The sequence below is a fragment of the Myroides odoratimimus genome, assembly GCF_030326305.1.
Lineage (GTDB): Bacteria > Bacteroidota > Bacteroidia > Flavobacteriales > Flavobacteriaceae > Flavobacterium > Flavobacterium odoratimimum_A.
On record NZ_JACAKB010000012.1, the window covers coordinates 1 to 19,195 of the forward strand.

Annotated in this window: 12 protein-coding genes; 1 reads left to right on the plus strand and 11 read right to left on the minus strand. The window is 33.1% G+C overall.

What is annotated here, in order from left to right; genetic code table 11:
- Nucleotides 1–644: 644 nt before the first annotated feature.
- From HX049_RS10180 to HX049_RS10190, 3 genes are all read right to left on the minus strand, one after another.
- On the minus strand, nt 645–1,373 hold the full coding sequence (locus HX049_RS10180; protein ID WP_286415699.1) for a toxin-antitoxin system YwqK family antitoxin: 729 nt from the start codon (nt 1,371–1,373) through the stop codon (nt 645–647).
- A gap of 165 nt (nt 1,374–1,538) precedes the next feature.
- Complete coding sequence (rocD, locus tag HX049_RS10185) at nt 1,539–2,780, minus strand: ornithine--oxo-acid transaminase (RefSeq protein WP_286415700.1); 1,242 nt, start codon at nt 2,778–2,780, stop codon at nt 1,539–1,541.
- 107 nt (nt 2,781–2,887) lie between these two features.
- Complete coding sequence (locus HX049_RS10190; RefSeq protein ID WP_286415701.1) at nt 2,888–4,486, minus strand: ABC-F family ATP-binding cassette domain-containing protein; 1,599 nt, start codon at nt 4,484–4,486, stop codon at nt 2,888–2,890.
- Between the two features lie 698 nt (nt 4,487–5,184).
- Here HX049_RS10190 and HX049_RS10195 point away from each other — a divergent pair.
- A complete protein-coding gene (locus HX049_RS10195; RefSeq protein WP_286415702.1) occupies nt 5,185–5,949 on the plus strand; it encodes a class I SAM-dependent methyltransferase in 765 nt (254 codons plus the stop codon).
- An 88-nt stretch (nt 5,950–6,037) separates the two neighbouring features.
- Here the strand turns inward: HX049_RS10195 and HX049_RS10200 are convergent, their stop codons facing one another.
- The 8 genes from HX049_RS10200 to HX049_RS10235 form a co-directional block, all read right to left on the minus strand.
- On the minus strand, nt 6,038–6,643 hold the full coding sequence (locus HX049_RS10200; RefSeq protein ID WP_286415703.1) for a GDYXXLXY domain-containing protein: 606 nt from the start codon (nt 6,641–6,643) through the stop codon (nt 6,038–6,040).
- Nucleotides 6,633–7,703: a DUF4401 domain-containing protein gene (locus tag HX049_RS10205; RefSeq protein ID WP_286415704.1), complete on the minus strand. Its 1,071-nt coding sequence runs from the start codon at nt 7,701–7,703 to the stop codon at nt 6,633–6,635. The genes HX049_RS10200 and HX049_RS10205 overlap by 11 nt, the downstream gene beginning before the upstream one ends.
- A complete protein-coding gene (locus HX049_RS10210; protein ID WP_286415706.1) occupies nt 7,696–8,673 on the minus strand; it encodes a DUF2157 domain-containing protein in 978 nt (325 codons plus the stop codon). The genes HX049_RS10205 and HX049_RS10210 overlap by 8 nt, the downstream gene beginning before the upstream one ends.
- A 195-nt stretch (nt 8,674–8,868) precedes the next feature.
- Nucleotides 8,869–9,327 (minus strand): thioredoxin-dependent thiol peroxidase, encoded by a 459-nt coding sequence (gene bcp, locus HX049_RS10215; RefSeq protein WP_286415707.1) that lies wholly within the window; start codon nt 9,325–9,327, stop codon nt 8,869–8,871.
- A gap of 87 nt (nt 9,328–9,414) precedes the next feature.
- Entirely contained in the window at nt 9,415–15,135 is a 5,721-nt protein-coding gene (locus HX049_RS10220; protein WP_286415708.1) for a DUF3320 domain-containing protein, read from the minus strand.
- 279 nt (nt 15,136–15,414) lie between these two features.
- A complete protein-coding gene (locus HX049_RS10225) occupies nt 15,415–17,601 on the minus strand; it encodes a glutamine synthetase III family protein (protein ID WP_006263537.1) in 2,187 nt (728 codons plus the stop codon).
- A 201-nt stretch (nt 17,602–17,802) separates the two neighbouring features.
- Complete coding sequence (locus HX049_RS10230; RefSeq protein ID WP_286415709.1) at nt 17,803–18,375, minus strand: hypothetical protein; 573 nt, start codon at nt 18,373–18,375, stop codon at nt 17,803–17,805.
- 73 nt (nt 18,376–18,448) lie between these two features.
- Nucleotides 18,449–19,090 carry an HdeD family acid-resistance protein gene (locus tag HX049_RS10235; protein ID WP_286415710.1) on the minus strand — a complete coding sequence of 214 codons (642 nt, stop codon included), beginning with the start codon at nt 19,088–19,090 and terminating at the stop codon, nt 18,449–18,451.
- Nucleotides 19,091–19,195: the final 105 nt, after the last annotated feature.

Sequence of the window (19,195 nt, forward strand, 5' to 3'; positions counted from 1 at the left end):
CTTGCCTAAGAAACCTGCCATTAGATATGAGAAAGTAATAACTAATCAATTAGCCTTGTTATAATCGAACTCAGGTTACTACTACTCTTGCTAACATAATCTATGTTTAATAATGTTGGAGCAATTTACGATAATTACTCTTTAAAAAGTTATTCTTAAATAAAAAATAACAGTATATGGATTTTTAAAACGCTTTTTTCACTTTAAACAAGTTATTCTGCACTTATAGTTAATTAAGTTCAACTATATTTATAAAAAAAGAGACTGCTTTCTAAAACAGTCTCTTACTTGATTATAATTTAATTGCTAATAGCTCTTCTCCTAATTGATGTAATCCCTCCTCAATTTCTTTTGCTCTTTTCTCAGATATATATACATCTTTATTGGTAGTATATGTTCTAAACAAAGAAGGATTAATGTTTAAACGCCTTGCAATTGCAGTTTTATTTAAATACTCTATTTTCTCAAATAAATTAGAAATCTCTAATTCATATTCTAATTCATATCCTTCTTTTAATTTGTTATAAACATCTAAACCTTCTTCGTCAGCAACATCAAATGTAAATTCAATTGCTTCATTTAAGTTCTTATAGAATAAATATTAAACAACTTCAAATAAAGAAGCTTTAAGATACCTCTCTTGATTAATACCTCTTTATTTCTCCGTCTATTACTCCATTCTTATAATTTGCCTCACCTTTTAATCTTCCATCCTCATAATATCCTTTCATCATTCCGTCTAAGACACCATCCTTATAACTTGTTTCGCCTTGTAATTGTCCGTTTTTATAATACTCTTTACTCACCCCATCCAGTTCTCCATTCTTATAACTCGCCTCTACTTTTACTTGACCATGCTCATAGTATCCTTTGGTAATACCGTGTTCTACCCCATTCTTATACGTCATTTCTATCTCTAGTTGCCCATCTTCATAATACTTCTTAGTAACTCCCTCAAGTTCGCCATGCTTATACGTCATTTCAATTGCAGCTTGTCCATCCTCAAAATAACTTTTCTTACTTCCCTCTAACTTTCCAGCCTTATACGTTTTCTCTAGCTCTAGCTTTCCACTCTTATAATATTCTTTAAAACTGCCATCTAATACCCCATTCTTATAGTTTGCCTCCGCTTTTACGTGTCCATCTTCATAATAACGTTTTGTTATTCCATCTAACTTTCCTTGCGTATAGTTTTCTTCTAAATCTACTTTTCCATTGGCATAATAACTCTTTGCACTTCCTGTAAACACTTCTTTTGAATTCACTTCATACATCAGGCCATTACGCTCTTGAAGATCATTGATATGAACTTCTTTTTTAGCACAGTTTATGAATAAAACTGAAACAAATAAAATACATAAAACTCTTTTCATACTTACTTTCTTAAAAATCACATCGGAGAATCTCTTGTTCTCTACAACAAAAATAGCCTTATTCTTATTAATAAATCAAAAATTGTCTCAATCTATTTATAACCTTCAGAAACTAAAAAAAGCCCACGAATTAACGTGAGCTTTTATATTTATAAAAGAAATATACTATTTCTCGAATTCTTTTAATGTTTTAGTAATAATACTTACACAGTCTAATAACTGCTCTTCGTTCATTACTAATGGCGGAGCGAAACGGATGATGTTACCATGCGTTGGTTTTGCTAATAATCCGTTGTCTCTTAATTTAAGACAGATGTTCCAAGCTGTATCACTTTCTTCAGTATCGTTGATGATAATAGCATTTAATAAACCTTTACCACGAACTAAAGTACAGATATTACTAGTAGCAATATACTTGTTAAGTTCTGCTCTGAATAATTGTCCAAGTTTCTCAGCGTTATCTGCTAATTTCTCGTCTAATACTACATCTAGCGCAGCCATAGCTACAGCAGCAGCAGTAGGGTTACCTCCAAAAGTAGAACCGTGTTGTCCAGGTTTGATTACATTCATAATCTCATCATTTGCTAACACAGCAGAGATAGGATATGCTCCTCCTGATAATGCTTTACCTAATACGATGATATCAGCTTTGATATTTTCGTGGTCGATAGCTAACATTTTACCTGTACGAGCGATACCTGTTTGTACTTCATCTGCAATGAATAAAGCATTGTGCTCTTCACATAGCGCTTTAGCAGCAGTTAAATAACCAGCGTCTGGTACATAAACTCCAGCCTCACCTTGAATAGGCTCAACTAAGAAACCTGCAATCATTCCTTTGTTAGCTTCCATAGCAGCTTTTAAAGCCTCTACATCATTATAAGCTACACGGATAAATCCGTCTGTGTAAGGTCCGTAGTTTTTACGAGCATCAGGATCGTTAGAGAAAGAAATAATCGTAGTTGTTCTTCCGTGGAAGTTGTTCTCACATACGATGATTTTCGCTTGATTCTCAGCAATACCTTTTACTTCATAAGCCCATTTTCTACATAACTTTAAAGCAGTCTCTACAGCTTCTGCCCCAGAGTTCATCGGAAGAACTTTATCAAAACCAAAAAGCTTAGTAATTTTCTCTTCGTATAATCCTAATTTATCATTGTAGAATGCTCTAGAAGTCAATGCTAGTGTACCCGCTTGATCAGCGATCGCTTTAACGATAGCAGGGTGGCAGTGTCCTTGGTTTACAGCAGAATATGCTGATAAAAAATCATAATATTTCTTACCTTCTACGTCCCATACATATACTCCTTCTCCTTTAGATAATACTACTGGTAGTGGGTGGTAATTATGTGCTCCGTATTTATTTTCTAGCTCAATAGCATGAGCTGAAGTCATTTTGTTCGACATTATAATTGTTTTTGTATTGTTTTTGTTCTCGCAATTTAAATCTTTTTTAGTGAAATCTAAAATTAATATTTGTTAGAATTAAGTCAAAAACAAGCTTTACTTTTGACTTAATTTAAATTTATCACGTCTACTATTCCCAATTCCTTAATAAAACTCTCATCATGGCTAACAACTACTATAGTTCCATTAAACTCACTTAAAGCTTTAGTTAAACTCTCAATACTAATAATATCTAAGTTATTCGTAGGTTCATCTAATAGTAACACATCTATCTCTGAAGCTAAAATGGTCAGATAACACAACACGAGCTTCAGTTTTTCTCCTCCACTAAATGTACTTATCTTATTCGTCCATAAGGCTACTCCTATTCCATACTGAAATAATAGATTGCGAAGATCCGCCAGAGAGTGTTTCCCTTTATTAGCCAGTTCTAACTGATCTATCGGTGTTAAACTATGATCTAGTAAAGAGTAAAATTGATCTAAATAAACAACCTTAGCATCTGCACGGTATAATTCTCCTGTAGTAGGTAGATAAATTCCTTGTAACAGTTTAAACAGCGTAGACTTACCAGAACCATTCTTTCCTTTGAGCAAGATTCTATTTCCGCTCATGATTTTAAAGTCAAGATTCGTCTTAAATATTGGGGCAAATGCAGGAGAATAACGATAGTTCATTTCTTTAGCTTCCCATAACAACTTCCCTTTATGTAAAGTAGATTGGGGAAAACGAATAGCAAACAGTTTATCTCGTTCTAATTGGGTTCTTAACTCTATTAATTCAGATTGTATTGCCTCTTTCTTTTGCTGATGAACATCCTGTAGCTTAGCTATGCTGTTCTCTGTTTTATTGCGCATCGCATTAATAACAATCTTTGGAAGACCTGCTTTTTTCTCTGCTTTTTTGTTCTGAGCCTTATCTTTACTTATTTGCTCTGTACGTTTAATATCCGCTTTTTTAGCATCTTTCATTTCTTTAGACAGATGATCTACTTTACTCTGGATACCTTGTAGACGCAGTTCTTTTTGTTCTTTGTATAGGCTGTAATTCCCTCCATACTTAAATATACCATTAGGTGTTAGCTCAAAAGTAATAGGCATTAACTCAAGTAATACCCTATCATGACTGACAATAACGATAGTACCTTTAAACTCTTGTATATACTTATAGAATAATTCCTTGGTTTCTAAATCTAAGTGGTTAGTAGGTTCATCTAATAACAGTGTATCTGCCTGACTTAGCATCATCTTTGCAAAGAGAACCTTGGTCTGTTGCCCTCCGCTCAGACAATCCATCGTAGTATCTGGTAATATCATCTCTAATCCCCAATACGCTAATACCTTAGCGATCTGCTCTTCTATATCCCACTGATCATTAAGTACTTCGTAGTCCCCTTCTTCTACAGAACCCGCTAGTATAGCACGGAGCGCCCTAACCTTATCAGCTACACCTACTGCTTCATAAATAGTGTGAGATTCAACTAATTGTTTATTTTGTGGCAAGTAGAATACTGTCCCATTAATATGAATGGCAGGTTCCGCTAACTCTAATTCTCTAGCAATTAGTTTAAGTAATGTTGTTTTGCCAGTACCATTTTGACCGATGATGCTAACCTTCTCTCCAGCATTAATAGATAAACTAATATTCGTAAATAAAGGTGTCTTATCTGCGTGATAATAAGATAAATTTGATATAACTATGCTCATAGTCTTTTAAAATTTAACCCAGAATAAGCGATAGACAAATAAATGAAAAGTAAGTATACAAAATAGATCTGAATTAGCGATACAATCATACTATAGTATGGTTTTAGAACTAATGAAAGAGCTATAAAGTAGAATTGCTTTGTCGTATTTGGCTGAGGCTGATTCTTGGTTTACTGATGTGAATAATCCATACGTGGCCCGTACACCACTCCTCACGGTCAAAAAATATGTATTTACACGATACTAAGTATTATGACAACACAAGACTGTTGTCAATTTATAAAGATGATAACCACTTGTCGGACTGAAGTTTGTCCTTTTATCTATTGGTTATATATAACCAATCTTTACTTAGCTGTGTACATTTAGACTAATATTCGTTAATACTGATGCAAATGTATATCTACTTTTAGTTTTAAACAATTATTTGAACGATATTTTTATTAAAAACGGCTCTTTGATTAAAAAGACTTTATACAAGATTATATACTGATGTTGTTTTAAAGCTTGCACTTTCTAGGGGATTCCTTGCAGTTTTATAGGACTTTGCTTGCCTAAAAGGTGGTTTTCTCGAAGAAAGGTGCAAGAACCCCTCAAGCAATCCTCTAGCAAGTCAGAACAAAACTGTCTTTTTTTTAATCAAAATCAGATTAAAAGACTTTTTTATTCTATGTTTACAGTCCTATAATCAAAAAAATATGAGTACTAAAGAATTAACAAATAGATATGGATCACTAGCCTCATCGGTATATCATATCGATAAACCTATTGGAAGATCCTTTGGAGATGTCGAATACTATAGTGAAAGATTAAAAAACGCAGAAGGAGTAATCCTAGAGCCTGCATGTGGAAATGGAAGAATACTAATCCCTCTATTAGAAAAAGGGTTAAAAATAGAAGGATTTGACGCTTCTGCAGCAATGCTTTCTTACTGTGAGCAAGAATGTAAACAAAGAGGTCTCGATGGTGTCTTTAGACAAGAAATGTTTAATACCTTCACCTCTACTATCCCTTATGAAGCAATTATAATCCCTGCAGGATCATTTCAGCTTATTACGGATACTGACGAAGCTATTGAAGTATTAAAACGTTTTAAATCAGCTCTAAAAGAAGGTGGTCGATTAATAATAGACTTATCTCCTTTATCTGCATTAGCAGAAGCTCCTATGCTAGCTAGACAGTGGAATGTAGAAAATGGAATGCTTACACTAACAGAATCTAGAGTAGAAACATCTTGTCTTAAGCAGACTACCTTATCTCAATTAAGGTATGAGCATTGGGATAATGAGAAAGGATTAGTTAACTCTGAAATAGATTTGTTCTCCCTTCGCTTTTGGGGAGTAAAAGAATTTGAACTAGCCTTAAGAGCTGTTGGTTTTACTGAGATTACCATCAGTAGTAACTACAATTACTTAGAAGAAATTTCAGAAGAAACACATACGCTAACTTTCGAAGCGAAATAAGTAAAAAAACAGGGAGCTTATCTTGAGGATAAGCTCCCTGTTTGTTTATACTAAATGCCGTAGGCAAATAATTCTTAATTTTAAATTCCTAATTAATTAGCTTGCGGTCTTTATCATACATCCCTACCAAAACGCTATTCCCTTTCTCATCTACGCGTAGTCCGCCATATTTAGCTTGTTCATACTTCTCTGCATCCCCCTCTTGAAAAAAGAAACTCTCTGCCCCAATATTAAATCTCCAACCTCCATAATTAAAGTATTTAATATAGATTTGGTTATCGTTCTTCTCTCCCATTTCATTGACTATCTTCACCATACTCCCTACGTTATCCTTATCTAAAGACAGTAAGACATAACCACGCTTATTCAATTTGCTCTTTTCTACAGCCTCCTCAATATCGTTCACAGCTCTAACTGATAGTTCTTCTTCTGTAGTTGTAAGAATCTCATTCTCACTAACAGGCGTTATTGAATCTAGGATACTTTGATCAAAAGTACTTGTTCTAGTTGATATCGCATAGTTAAGACTCATATAATCTCCTTGCATTAAGGATCTAGGATCTACAGGAGCTAATTCTAGCAATACGAATTGCCCCTCTTTTATTGTCTTTTCCTTTTGTAATACTGCTTTTACAAAGAAGATACCAATAAGTACAAATACAACTAGAATAATTATGTTCTTCTTATTTTTCATTTGTCTGTCCCTCACCTTTTTGAATTAAATAATAGATACCTAAGAATAACACTCCTATGCCCATCATAGATAGAGATTTCTCTAATAAAGAGATGCCTAAGTCATAATAATACATTCCCATAGAACATACAAGGCCTACTATGCTAATCCCAAGACCTACTTTATATTGTCTCATAAAACTCCAAAGCATATATAAGAATGTGATACCGAAGACAACATAATTTAAAGTGATTAAAACATTAAATAATATAACGACTAGATAAACTACTGCCTTAACAGTGGGATTAATAATCTTCATCTTCTGTATGATTAAATACACGGTCGCTATAATCAAAGCCAAGACTGTTATCACAAAAACAAATCTCATACTGCTAAACAATTCAATATTGTGGTAACTAAAAGCTTGACTTCGCAATAAACTAGCTGTAGTTATGGTATAAAGAAAACAAGCTGTAAATATTGGAAGATACTTCTTACTGAGCCATGTTATTGCTGTCCTTACCTTTTGTTCTTGCCAAAAAAGATAAGTCGTTAAAACTACAACTAGAGCTAAATAAATATAATAGAATGGTGTTATATCAAATTTGTATAAAACATATTGTAAGGCAATTAACGTCCCCACAGAACTAATGAAAGATACAATCTGATTATTGAATAAAAATAAAGTAAGTAATGAAAAGAACAATCCTACTAACTCCATTTGATTGAACATATCTCCGAAGCCATAAGTCATAAAAGCGTATCCTATAATATAGAATGACACAACTAAACTATCTGTTATAGCACTATCTTTACTTCTATTCAATGCATAGGCTCCTCCTAAAAACAACAACCCCATGATGATAAAGGCTGTGTTATTATTAAAAAAGTCAGACGCTACCATAGCAATAAAACCAATAAATAAGGCTAAACCTAATAAACTTCCCATCACTGAGATCACTCTTATGATAATAGATTTTAGTGCTACCTTATCTTTTGCTATTGATAATGCTTGTTGATCTATTTCTACCCCTTCTTGTAGCAAAGTAGAAACTAGACTTTTAAATATACTATTACTCATAGCTCCACACTTTTTTCTGGTTCATAATCAACTTCACTATCGCAAAAGTTCCTCCTACACTATATATAGCATATAGAAGTAAAGCTCCATCATTAAAATCAGCTATTCTAATTAGAATGCTAAATACAATAGAAAATATTGCAATTAAAAAATAGCTAAATATCAATAAATCCTTTGTCTTTAGACATCTCATAAAACTACCTATAAGCCATACAGATCCGGCTACTAAGAGTAAATACAATCCTTTTAAGTCAGCTCTTGAATAACGATCGTAGTTGACAAAGATAAAAGTGATAATACCCATAGTAGAAATAGCAGAACAAGCAAAAGTCATAATTCCTGTATAATAACTCTCTATAGGATATGTATACACCTTCCCTAGAATAAGTGGTACAACATATAATACTACATTCAATAATAAAAGAAATAATCCACTATAAAACAATAGATCATCACTCGTTACTTGTAAGAAATAAAGAATTAAAGTTGTGTTAACTAGCACAGCATAGAATAACCACTGAGGAGAAAATCTGCTCAATACGGTCCATAGTGTAATGGCTAATACCCACATAAAGAATAAATCATAAGCATTAGCTCCTGTCTGATACACTTGACCATAAACAGCAAATAACACCCCAACTAATATACTCGCACTTAACAAACTAACTTGTCTTACAACAGCATTCAATTTAGGGTACACGGCTCCTATAACACTGACAGTTAAAAGAGTGAATACAAGTAAAAACTTAATGTTTTTATGTAGGTCAGCCCAATTGTATGCAAAGAAAAACACTATACCTGATAGTAAGAAACCTGCCCCTAAGGCAAGTGTCAAATACTTGAAAAACTTCTGCCAATCTGTGATATTAGCATAACTCTTCTGCTCCAACAATTCTCCTAACTGAGAATCTGAGAGTGAGCTATGCTCTTTTAGAAGATATAAATCTCCCTTATCAATCTTTTCTTTCATTCTTCTTTTTTATTTCCTCAAACGTAATACAATTTATTGAAAGTTGTATTATTTCACCTTAGAATACCCCCTATATTCCTCATAGATTAGCTGAAAAAAGGGAGATACTATCACATGATATTCTAACTCGCTAACGAAAAAAGACAGTATCTAATCGATTAGATACTGTCTTTTTTATAATTATCTTTTAGAAACTTATACTGTCTCTAAAATCTGAGCAGCGTGGTCTTTAGTCTTTACTTTACTAATCACGTCAGATATAACTCCCTCTTCATTAATTAAAAACGTCATTCTATGAATACCGTCATACGTACGTCCCATGAATTTCTTAGGTCCCCAAACACCGAAAGCATTTAACACTTCTTTCTCTTCATCAGCTAATAAGGGAAATGGCAAGTTATTCTTCTCAATAAATTTCTGTTGCTTAGCAGCTGAGTCAGCACTAACACCTAGTAATTCAAATCCCTTTGCTTTTAACTCTGCGTAATTGTCACGCAAGTTACAAGCTTCCCAAGTACATCCTGGTGTACTTGCTTTTGGATAGAAGAATACTACTAATTTCTTTCCTTTATAATCACTTAACTGATGTACTTTTCCTGATTGGTCTAATGCTTTAAACGCTGGAGCTTTCTGCCCTGCTTCTAATGTCTTCATCTTCTTCCTAATTTAATTGATTACGTAAAAATAGGAGAATTTATAGGAACTATCAAGGCATATCTATAAACTCTTTCTATCGTGTGATTATTCTTTTAGAATGATTTTGTCAAATTGATTAATAATCTTGTCCTCTACCATCATCTTTTGAATCACATGTTGAATCACTTGATCCATCTGACTTCCTAACTTAGTAAAATCAAAAACTCTTCCGATAGCTTTAATCAAATCTTCATGTGGCACACTAAAGTTAGTTTCTAGCAACTCTATTATCGCTGCCTCTATCTCCTCAGGACAGATATCTTCAATATTTCTCTTTTCTATAGTATTTTCTCTATAATTAGTTAACCCTCTTTTATACAGATCTTCATTCCAATAAAACTCTTGATAAGAGAGCACACTAGTACAATTAGGAATCTCATTAATCAATTCGACTAAATAGGCTTGCAACTTCGTACTGGTACGAGAAATATTCCATATAGTCATCATCTTTTTAAACAAGTAGTTCTGACTAATAGGCCCTTCTGTCTGAATAATTTGATACAATTGATTCTGTACTAGATTTCTATTGTTTTGAAGGTATATTGTCTCAGAGTTACCATCAGCTATAGCATTAAAGTTAGCAGATTCATAAGGCCTTTGTCTAGATACAGCCGCCTTATCAGTCACTTCGATTAAATGTTTGCTAATAAAATCATTTGATCCGGTCTCCATCTCCACTTCTTCAACCTTCTGATAGGTCTCATCTATCTTAGCTTGTAAATCTTTTAGAATTAACTCCTTATTCTTAAACCAATCAATCGTCCATATACGGTATATATTCCATCCAAGCCCTTTTAATACACCAGGAATTAATAGTTCTCTATCATTGGTTGTTTTTGCGTTGTAGTAATTTAATCCATCTACTAGGATTCCCATTACATACTCATTCGGATTATTCTTATCAACGACACCTATATCTAATCGATAACTAGAGGTTCCAATATTCGTTTTAACATCAAATCCATTCTCTTTAAGATAAGTAGCAATGGATTGAATCAATTTATCACTTTGTTTAACAGATTCATTCTCAGTAATATTCACATATCCTTTCTCTGCAAAGTCTAAGAAATTCTTCAATCCCTTCACTCCTTCTGCATTAGTACGTCTAAGGTCTATCTGATCTCCTTTAAGCGAAGAAAATATCTTCATTTCATATCTCGCTCTTGTCACAGCTACGTTAAGACGTCTCCATCCTCCATCTCTATTTAACGGTCCGAAATTCATAGATACCTTGCCTTCTTCATCAGGGCCATACCCTATAGAAAACAATATAATATCACGCTCATCTCCTTGTACATTCTCTAAGTTTTTGATAAAAAGAGATTCTGAAGCTCCTAGCATTTTCTCTTCTACAGCAGGATTCTTTATCAACATATCTGACAACATATCTTCTATCAAAGTCTGTTGAGTTTGGCTAAAAGTCACTACACCTAGAGTCTTAGGTTTTATTTGACTATAGTGCTGTTTTATATATTCAACGATAGCTATAGCTTCTTTTTTATTTGTACGAGACTTTCCTTTCTCATACATACCGCCTTCTATAAATTCAAAAGTTACTTTCTTATCTAAGTCATCCTTAGACGGGAAAGTCAATAACTTATTGTCATAGAAATTAGCATTACTGAATGATATCAAACTCTCGTGCTTACTTCTATAGTGTCTTAACAAATACTTAGATGGCAATGACAGAGCCAAACAATCATCTAGAATACTTTCTAGGTCTTCTAGTTCTAAATTATCTTCATCTACCTTATTAGAGACAAAGAAACTAGTCGGAGGCATCTGCTTAGGATCTCCTACGATAATAGCCTGCTTAGCTCTAGCTAAGGCACTAATAGCCTCTGCTGTTGGCAACTGAGAAGCTTCGTCAAAAATAACCAAGTCGAAATGCTCTGTACTAACATCAAAGTACTGTGCTACCGAAATAGGACTCATCAACATACACGGCTTTAAACGAGAAAGTAAATTAGGCATCTGATCGAATAGTTTTCTCAAACTCAATCCTCTTCCCCTACTGCGAATAGCACGTTTTAGCATTCCTAATTCTGAACTCTGAATAGAGTCAAAAAATGATCTAGGAATACGACTGCTTAATTTTAATACTAATTGACTCTTATTTAATTCGGTATACTCATTGTGAATATCGTTATACTGTTTGATTAGAGTCTCATATATCTTAGCGTCAAAACCACTAAGTGCAAAAGAGTTACTTACTGTTTTAATAAATAAATTGATGTGCAATATTCGCTCAAGTTCTACCTCTAAATTATCCTTTTCTATTCTACCTTCTTCTAATAAATCAATAAACCAATCTAGTCCAAGTTTAGTTCCTTCTTCTTTATAGACATTATAGTTAATCCAATCACTTAATTTATCAAGGTTAGCTAAGATACCATCTACTTCATCACTTAAAGGTGCTGTTAAAGAAAATGATTGGACCTCGTGATATTTCATTATAAATGTTTTTAAGAATGTCGTAATCTCTGAGATTCCTCTTCTTACATTTTGGTTTCTATAAAAATCTAATAACCATTTATCTATACCATAATAACCATGCTGTTGAGCCAATTTAGAAAGTCCACTTAGATTCTCTATTTCTGTATAAATAGCCTCAAAATCTAATCTATCATTAGTATAGTAGATTTTAGACAGTCTATTAATATCCCTGTAATTAGAGTCCTCACTACTTAACTTTAATCTCTTGAAATCTTCTAATTGATTAAATAGAAGATTAACATCATGCTCTGATTTAATCTTTGTTTTAGAATATCCATTTAAGAAAGACTTTACTTTTCTCTGCTTAAACCATTTAGGCAAAAACCAAAGGTGCTTAGATTTATTCCACTCTTGTTCTTGAAGTGATAGATCTACTTCAAGTATTTTCTTATTAAACTGTTGAGTAATTGAATCCTCTATGCGTATGCATTTCTGATGTAACTCCATCCAATTGTGTAACAGATAGAATTGATTAGCATCAAAGTATAAGTCAATTAACTCATAAGATAAATTGCTCTTAGCTAATAATTCAAACATCGTCTGTAAGCTATTAGTCTCAATTCTTTTATCAGATAAAAGTTTAAAGTTAAACTCAGCGCTGATTTGCTCATATTCACGAGCTGTATATTTATAATCAGACAATACAGTCTTAACCGTACTCTGGATATCGTATTTATGTTCTTTTATCGTTAAAGAACGCAAAGGATGTGACAAAGGACTCTCTATGCGCTGACATATAGAGGCAAACTGTACTATCCAATCCTTCCAACTTGTATAAGTAGACTGTGTAATCTCATTTAAATCAATATCCACAAGTAAATCGCTATTAACAGCCACATGGTTAAGCTCTAAATAGGCTATGGTATCATATAAACTCCATCCAATACTAAAACGTTGATGTAGCTGAGTTATATACTTTCTCAACTCTGCTTTGCGTTGATCTATTCTATTCGAAGCTTTCTTGAAGTCATAGTTACCCTTATATTTTGGCACTTCTAATGTAGCTTCGAACTGCGCTAATACATCAGATTTACGTGTTTTATTAGAATGCAATTCCAAACAGAATGGTCCTAATCCTATCTTTTCTAATCGATGGTGTACTACATCTAGTGCAGCCTTTTTAGCAGCTACAAATAATACTTTCTTCCCATTTGCTAATGCATCTGCAATGATATTAGTGATTGTCTGAGATTTACCTGTACCTGGAGGCCCATGTAAGACAAAACTTTTATTAGCATGTGCATTTCTAACTGCTTCTAATTGAGAATTATCAGTAGAGATAGGTAATGTCAATTCTGATGATGTCAATTGTTCTAACTCATCATCATTACTATCGAGTACTTTTATTGATTCTGACAGACTACCATTCAATAAACTATTAACAATAGAGCTCTTTTGAAGCTTATCTGCATATTTAGAAATATCTTGCCATAAAATCAATTTATTAAACGAAAAAGTCCCTAAGATAATCTGATCTAATACATCCCAACCTTTTAAATCTATTATCGTCTTTCTAACTAAAGCAAGAACTTTAGGTACATCAACACCTAAATCATCCATCGGCAAATCTTCTAGCGCAGTCATATCAAGTTTAAATTCTTGACGTAAATACTCTAATAACGTGATATTAATCATCGTCTCCTCGTCTCTCCCTCTTAGTACAAACTTAGAGTTAATAGACCTCCTATTAAGCTCCACAGGCACTAATAGTATAGGGGCATATCTTACTGTTTTCTCAGATTTGGCTTCATACCACTTAAGCAATCCTATCCCTAGATATAGGGTACTCTTACCATTTTCCTCTTCAGCTAATTTAGAGTTTCGGTATAGATTAACCAAGATATTATCTAAGTCACGTTCATTGTAATAACTATATAGTCTATTATTCTTAAACTCTGAATTTACTACTTCGAATAGCTCTTCTGATGAATGTAATGGTGGATAATATAAATTGTACTTATTTAATATCTCTTGCTGGTTACTTCCTTGTATAGTATACGCTTTACCTTCTGCTAAAGAATCTTCTAAATCACTTACATTTACATCGATTAACTGTAGAATACTCTTAGTAAATCGAGTGTTTAAAAGATTGTTTCTAAGGGATAAATCTAATAGCTTCCTCTCCCAAATACGTTGTTTAGATAAAACTGTTCCTTCTCCTAGTTCTAAATCACTAAAAGCATTAGACTGAGCAAATTGTTTATCTATGCTATCTTTTTTTCTACTAATTTCAAAATCATGGTTCTCAATAAACTCCCCACTACTCTTTCTATATACTGGTAAAGGCAATACATTATTGATACGAGCAGTCTTAACGTCAATAGACAAGATAAAATCAGAAGCTTGTAATAGCTGAGTTTCTGCAGATGCCATTGCTTCTTTAAGTGTAAAAGTAGCCCCTTTACAGACCATGGTAGATTCTATAACGATAAGTTCGCTGATACTCGTTGCTGCACGTTTAGTAATCGCTGTCTGATTATAATTAACCATAGAATCAAATCTATCCTCAACTAACCAAACACCCACAAATATATGCCCACGTGTCAGAATAAGAATAGGATTTAAGTCTATCGCTTCTAGACATGCTGCAAAGAGCAATGTTATATCCATACAGTTACCAAACTTGGTCTCTATCACTTGATCTAATAATCGAATACGCTGGCCTGTACGCTCATAACTTGGAGGTAATGCACTATATACTAAATCCATACTTTGTATAGAACGGTAAATAGCGGATACCATCTGTAATACGCGTTCACGACTACCTGACTGATACCCTTCGAAGGAAGGAACTAGCTTATTCTTCTCTAATATTCTAACAGCATTAGACTTAATAGGATAAATAACATCGTGATTAGGTAAGATATACGACGCTAGCAATTGTGGAAAAAGCTCCACTCCCCCAAAGTAGTCTATAGGTAATACCTCTATTTGGAAGAAAGTCTCTGCTAATACTTCGTCATCTAACTTTAAAACTATCTGAACCGTATCAATATCTTTCTCTACTACATTACGTATAAAATGTAGATTATATTTAAAATTAAACTTTGTTATGGTATAAGCCGTATTAGACTCTAAGCGTTCAATAGGCACAACATTATCCTCAAAAAAACCTAGCTGCGATGAGATGTGAACTTTAACCCCTTCATAACTTTCTTCTAGATTATCTATTAGGATACGTTGTATAAAGTGATATTTCTGAATACAAAAAGTATAATTGAAATAACTATACTTCTGTACTGATAATTTTATTGATGTATTTTGTTCCATAGTGTCACAATTATGTCTTCCAAAATAGAGCATTCCTACTTTACTTTTTCACAACAACTGTCAATTTCGTAATTCTTAAAAATTTTCTAAAGTAATATATTTTTACATACTAATTAACAAAATAAATAAAATATACTTTAGTCACGAAAAATACAACAAATACCATCCTCAAAGAGTGGTAATACTATACATAATACCGTAAAACTCTTTATATATACCAACAAAAAGACGACTTAGCTAAGAAGCATAAGTCGTCTTTTTTTCAATTTATCACTATTTTTAGTTCGTAAATAACAATTCTCTGTACTTCGTTAATGTCCAAAGTTCATTATCTACCATTAATTCTAATTTATCACTGTGGTAACGGATAATATCAAAATAAGGTTTTACAACATCACAGTATGCATGAGCTTGTTGTTCAACATCCTCTATTAGATTCGCTTTTTTACGCTCATTTGTCATCTCAGTAACCTTAGCATTAATTTGCTCTATATGATGAGATATCTTTTTAATCATTTGTAATTGCTCTGCTGCAATCGTTCCGAAATCTTCAGCACCGAATATCTCTTTAAGACCTTTCACATTATCAATTACTAAGTTTTGATACTTGATAGCCGTTGGTATTACATGATTTCTTGCGATATCTCCTAACACACGTCCTTCTATCTGAAGACGTTTTACATATTCTTCTAGCTCAATCTCGTATCTAGCGTGCATCTCTATACTAGTCATTACTCCCATTTCCTCAAAAATAGAAATCACTTTAGGATCTTTCTTAATTCTTAAAGCAGAAGGAGTTGTCTTATTATTACTCAATCCTCTTTTTACTGCTTCTTTTTCCCACTCATCACCGTATCCATCACCTTCAAAAAGAATTCTCTCGCTATCTTTAATATACTCTCTTAATACATTGAAGATTGCCTCGTCTCTTTTTAATCCGTCTTTTTCTACTAGTGCATCCACTTCATTTTTAAAGTCTCTAAGCTGTTTAGCTACTATTGTATTTAATACAGTCATAGGCCCAGCACAGTTAGCTGTAGATCCTACTGCTCTGAATTCCCATTTATTACCTGTAAAAGCAAATGGCGAAGTTCTATTTCTATCTGTATTATCTAATAATACATCTGGAATTTTTCCAACTACATTTAATTTAAGATCTGTTTTTTCTTCTGGAGAAAGTTTACCATCTGTCACCTCTTTCAATTCATTAAGAACCTTAGTCAATTGTTGTCCAATAAATACAGACATAATTGCCGGTGGTGCTTCATTCGCTCCAAGACGGTGATCATTACTAGCAGAAGCAATAGCTGATCTTAAAAGCTCCTCATTATCATTTACAGCTTTAATCGTATTGATAAAGAAGGTTAAGAACTGTAAGTTACTCTTAGGTGTTTTACTAGGACTCAACAAGTTCACACCAGTATCTGTAGCCAATGACCAGTTATTGTGTTTACCAGAACCATTAACTCCTTTAAATGGTTTCTCATGGAATAATACTTTAAAGTGATGCTTCTCAGCTACCTTTTTCATTACATCCATTAATAAAGAGTTGTGATCCACTGCTAAGTTAGCCTCCTCAAATATAGGTGCTAATTCAAACTGATTAGGAGCTACTTCATTATGTCTAGTCTTAACAGGAATACCTAATAAGATACAGTGATTCTCTAAATCATGCATATAATTCAGTACTCTAGTTGGAATAGAACCGAAATAGTGGTCATCTAATTGTTGTCCTTTAGCAGCTGTATGCCCTAATAATGTTCTTCCTGTAGTAAGAATATCAGGTCTAGAAGCAGCTAAAGCACTATCTACTAAAAAGTACTCTTGCTCCCACCCTAAAGTAGTCGTTACTTTCTTTACATTTTTATCAAAGAATTTAGCTACTTCAGTTGCAGCATCATCTATTGCATTAAGCGCCTTTAATAAAGGAGTTTTATTATCTAAAGCCTCACCAGTATAAGAGATAAATACAGTAGGAATACACAATGTTGAACCAAAAATAAAGGCAGGAGAGGTAGGATCCCAAGCTGTGTACCCTCTTGCTTCAAATGTATTTCTAATTCCTCCGTTAGGGAAACTTGAAGCATCTGACTCTTGTTGTACTAATTGACTACCATTAAATTTTTCAACAGGATCACCATCAAAAGACGTCTCAAAGAAAGCATCATGCTTCTCTGCTGTCGTTCCTGTCAGTGGTTGAAACCAGTGAGTATAGTGACTTACTCCTTTCGATAGCGCCCACTCTTTCATTCCCAATGCAATGTACTCAGCTAATCGACGGTCTATTTTAATTCCTAGTTGTGCATTCTTAACTGCCTGATAAGCTTCTGGAGTTAAAAATTGTCGCATTGACTTGTCATTAAATACGTGATCACCAAAGATCAATGATTTTCTACCCAGTTCTTCTACCTTTACAGCTTCTCTAGATGCTGCTTTTTCAATTGCTCGAAAACGAAATGTTGACATAATTAATATTTTTTGAAGGGACACCCCCTGTTTTGTGAGTACAAATTTAAATAAAAGTCATTAAAAACAACACATACCCCCTATATTTTTGTAATATTTTTTAAAAAAAGTACATTCAAGAGCACTAACACCCCTTATATTTTGCCTATAGAAACAAAAAAAGGTAGAAACTTAGCGCCTCTACCTTTTAAATATTATTTTCTAGTACTTCTTAACTACTTTTACATCTTCTAAATTATACTTGCGTACAATTTCTTCGTATGATAAGGTAGTCTTCTCACTTTCTTTACTATTATTAGACTTAGTACCTATTACAGGTGTACTTCCAGGAATGTATACTATTCTAAAAATCATATTCTTTATAAAGCCTTCATGTTTATCTCCATCTCCATTAAAAAAACCTAGAGGAGCATTAGCTCTTGCAACGATTTCTGTATCATATGGAGAATAATTATAACTATATTCAAGTTCTTTTTCTACTTTATCTACATCTACAAAGTATCTGGTAGGTAAAGGTGAAAAAAGAGGCTTACCATCATTACTAAATTTATCAGCTATAAAAACGAACACCAAGTCACCATCTACAAATCCGTCTGGATGTTTAATAAGTTGTCCTTGAATAGTACTATTCAAGTCTTTTGTAAAACTTAATTCAAATTCTTCTACATAAGGATACATAGTTGGTCCTGGAGGTCCTTGTGGTCCAGTAGACCCTTCACACCCAACTAATAGTGATGTAGCTACAAAGGCAAATAGCATTGCAATTTTTTTCATAATCTCTTTTATTTATTACTTGCAAAATATGCATTTTTTACAACACCCAATAAACTTTATCAAATAATTATACTTATTTATCGTGTAATCTCTTTCGAACTTCTTCTTGAATCCTTTCATATTGCTCTAACAGCTCTTGATCAACCTTTCCTGAATATTTTTTTATCCTTCTCAAGAAGAAACCAAACAATAAACTGTAAACTCCTAATAATATAAATGAGAATGCTGTCCAATATACAATGGTAAATGCACCAAATTCAAGGTTCCACAACATACAGAATGAAAATACTAACCCAAGTAGAGCAAAAATAAATAAGCTTGTCCATGATTTTACACCGTAGTTTTTAAGGTCAAAGGCTGTTCCCATTCCTCTAATAGATCTAAACATTAATCCAAAACCAACATAAATAGGAAGAACTACTGCCGATAACGTAGGCGTTCCAATCAAAATAACACCTAATACTACATCTATAATTCCTGAGAAAAGCAACCATCCCCAACCATCGAGTTGATCATGATTAGAAAAAGCAAATATAATCTCAGATACACCAGCAATTAAAAACATACAACTAAAGATAATAGTTAGTGAAGCATATGCTGTAATAGGAGTACTAAACATATATATTCCTCCTATTATAAAAAGTATACCAATGATTACAGGTATATACCAGTTCTTAATTCGATCTTTTACAGTTTTTACAAATGAATTAGCCATATCTCTTTTTTTAAAGTTTACATCTAATTTATACATTTTTAACGGAATTCAAAAATTTAAAAGTGTAACTTTGATTTGAATCGTGTAAATATTTAACTAAATAAC

Excerpts from the sequence above, each read along its gene's own strand:
- HX049_RS10180 (WP_286415699.1), bottom strand. The coding sequence starts at position 1,373 with ATGAAAAGAGTTTTATGTATTTTATTTGTTTCAGTTTTATTCATAAAC.
- rocD (WP_286415700.1), bottom strand. The coding sequence starts at position 2,780 with ATGTCGAACAAAATGACTTCAGCTCATGCTATTGAGCTAGAAAATAAA.
- HX049_RS10190 (WP_286415701.1), bottom strand. The coding sequence starts at position 4,486 with ATGAGCATAGTTATATCAAATTTATCTTATTATCACGCAGATAAGACA.
- HX049_RS10195 (WP_286415702.1), top strand. The coding sequence starts at position 5,185 with ATGAGTACTAAAGAATTAACAAATAGATATGGATCACTAGCCTCATCG.
- HX049_RS10200 (WP_286415703.1), bottom strand. The coding sequence starts at position 6,643 with ATGAAAAATAAGAAGAACATAATTATTCTAGTTGTATTTGTACTTATT.
- HX049_RS10205 (WP_286415704.1), bottom strand. The coding sequence starts at position 7,703 with ATGAGTAATAGTATATTTAAAAGTCTAGTTTCTACTTTGCTACAAGAA.
- HX049_RS10210 (WP_286415706.1), bottom strand. The coding sequence starts at position 8,673 with ATGAAAGAAAAGATTGATAAGGGAGATTTATATCTTCTAAAAGAGCAT.
- bcp (WP_286415707.1), bottom strand. The coding sequence starts at position 9,327 with ATGAAGACATTAGAAGCAGGGCAGAAAGCTCCAGCGTTTAAAGCATTA.
- HX049_RS10220 (WP_286415708.1), bottom strand. The coding sequence starts at position 15,135 with ATGGAACAAAATACATCAATAAAATTATCAGTACAGAAGTATAGTTAT.
- HX049_RS10225 (WP_006263537.1), bottom strand. The coding sequence starts at position 17,601 with ATGTCAACATTTCGTTTTCGAGCAATTGAAAAAGCAGCATCTAGAGAA.
- HX049_RS10230 (WP_286415709.1), bottom strand. The coding sequence starts at position 18,375 with ATGAAAAAAATTGCAATGCTATTTGCCTTTGTAGCTACATCACTATTA.
- HX049_RS10235 (WP_286415710.1), bottom strand. The coding sequence starts at position 19,090 with ATGGCTAATTCATTTGTAAAAACTGTAAAAGATCGAATTAAGAACTGG.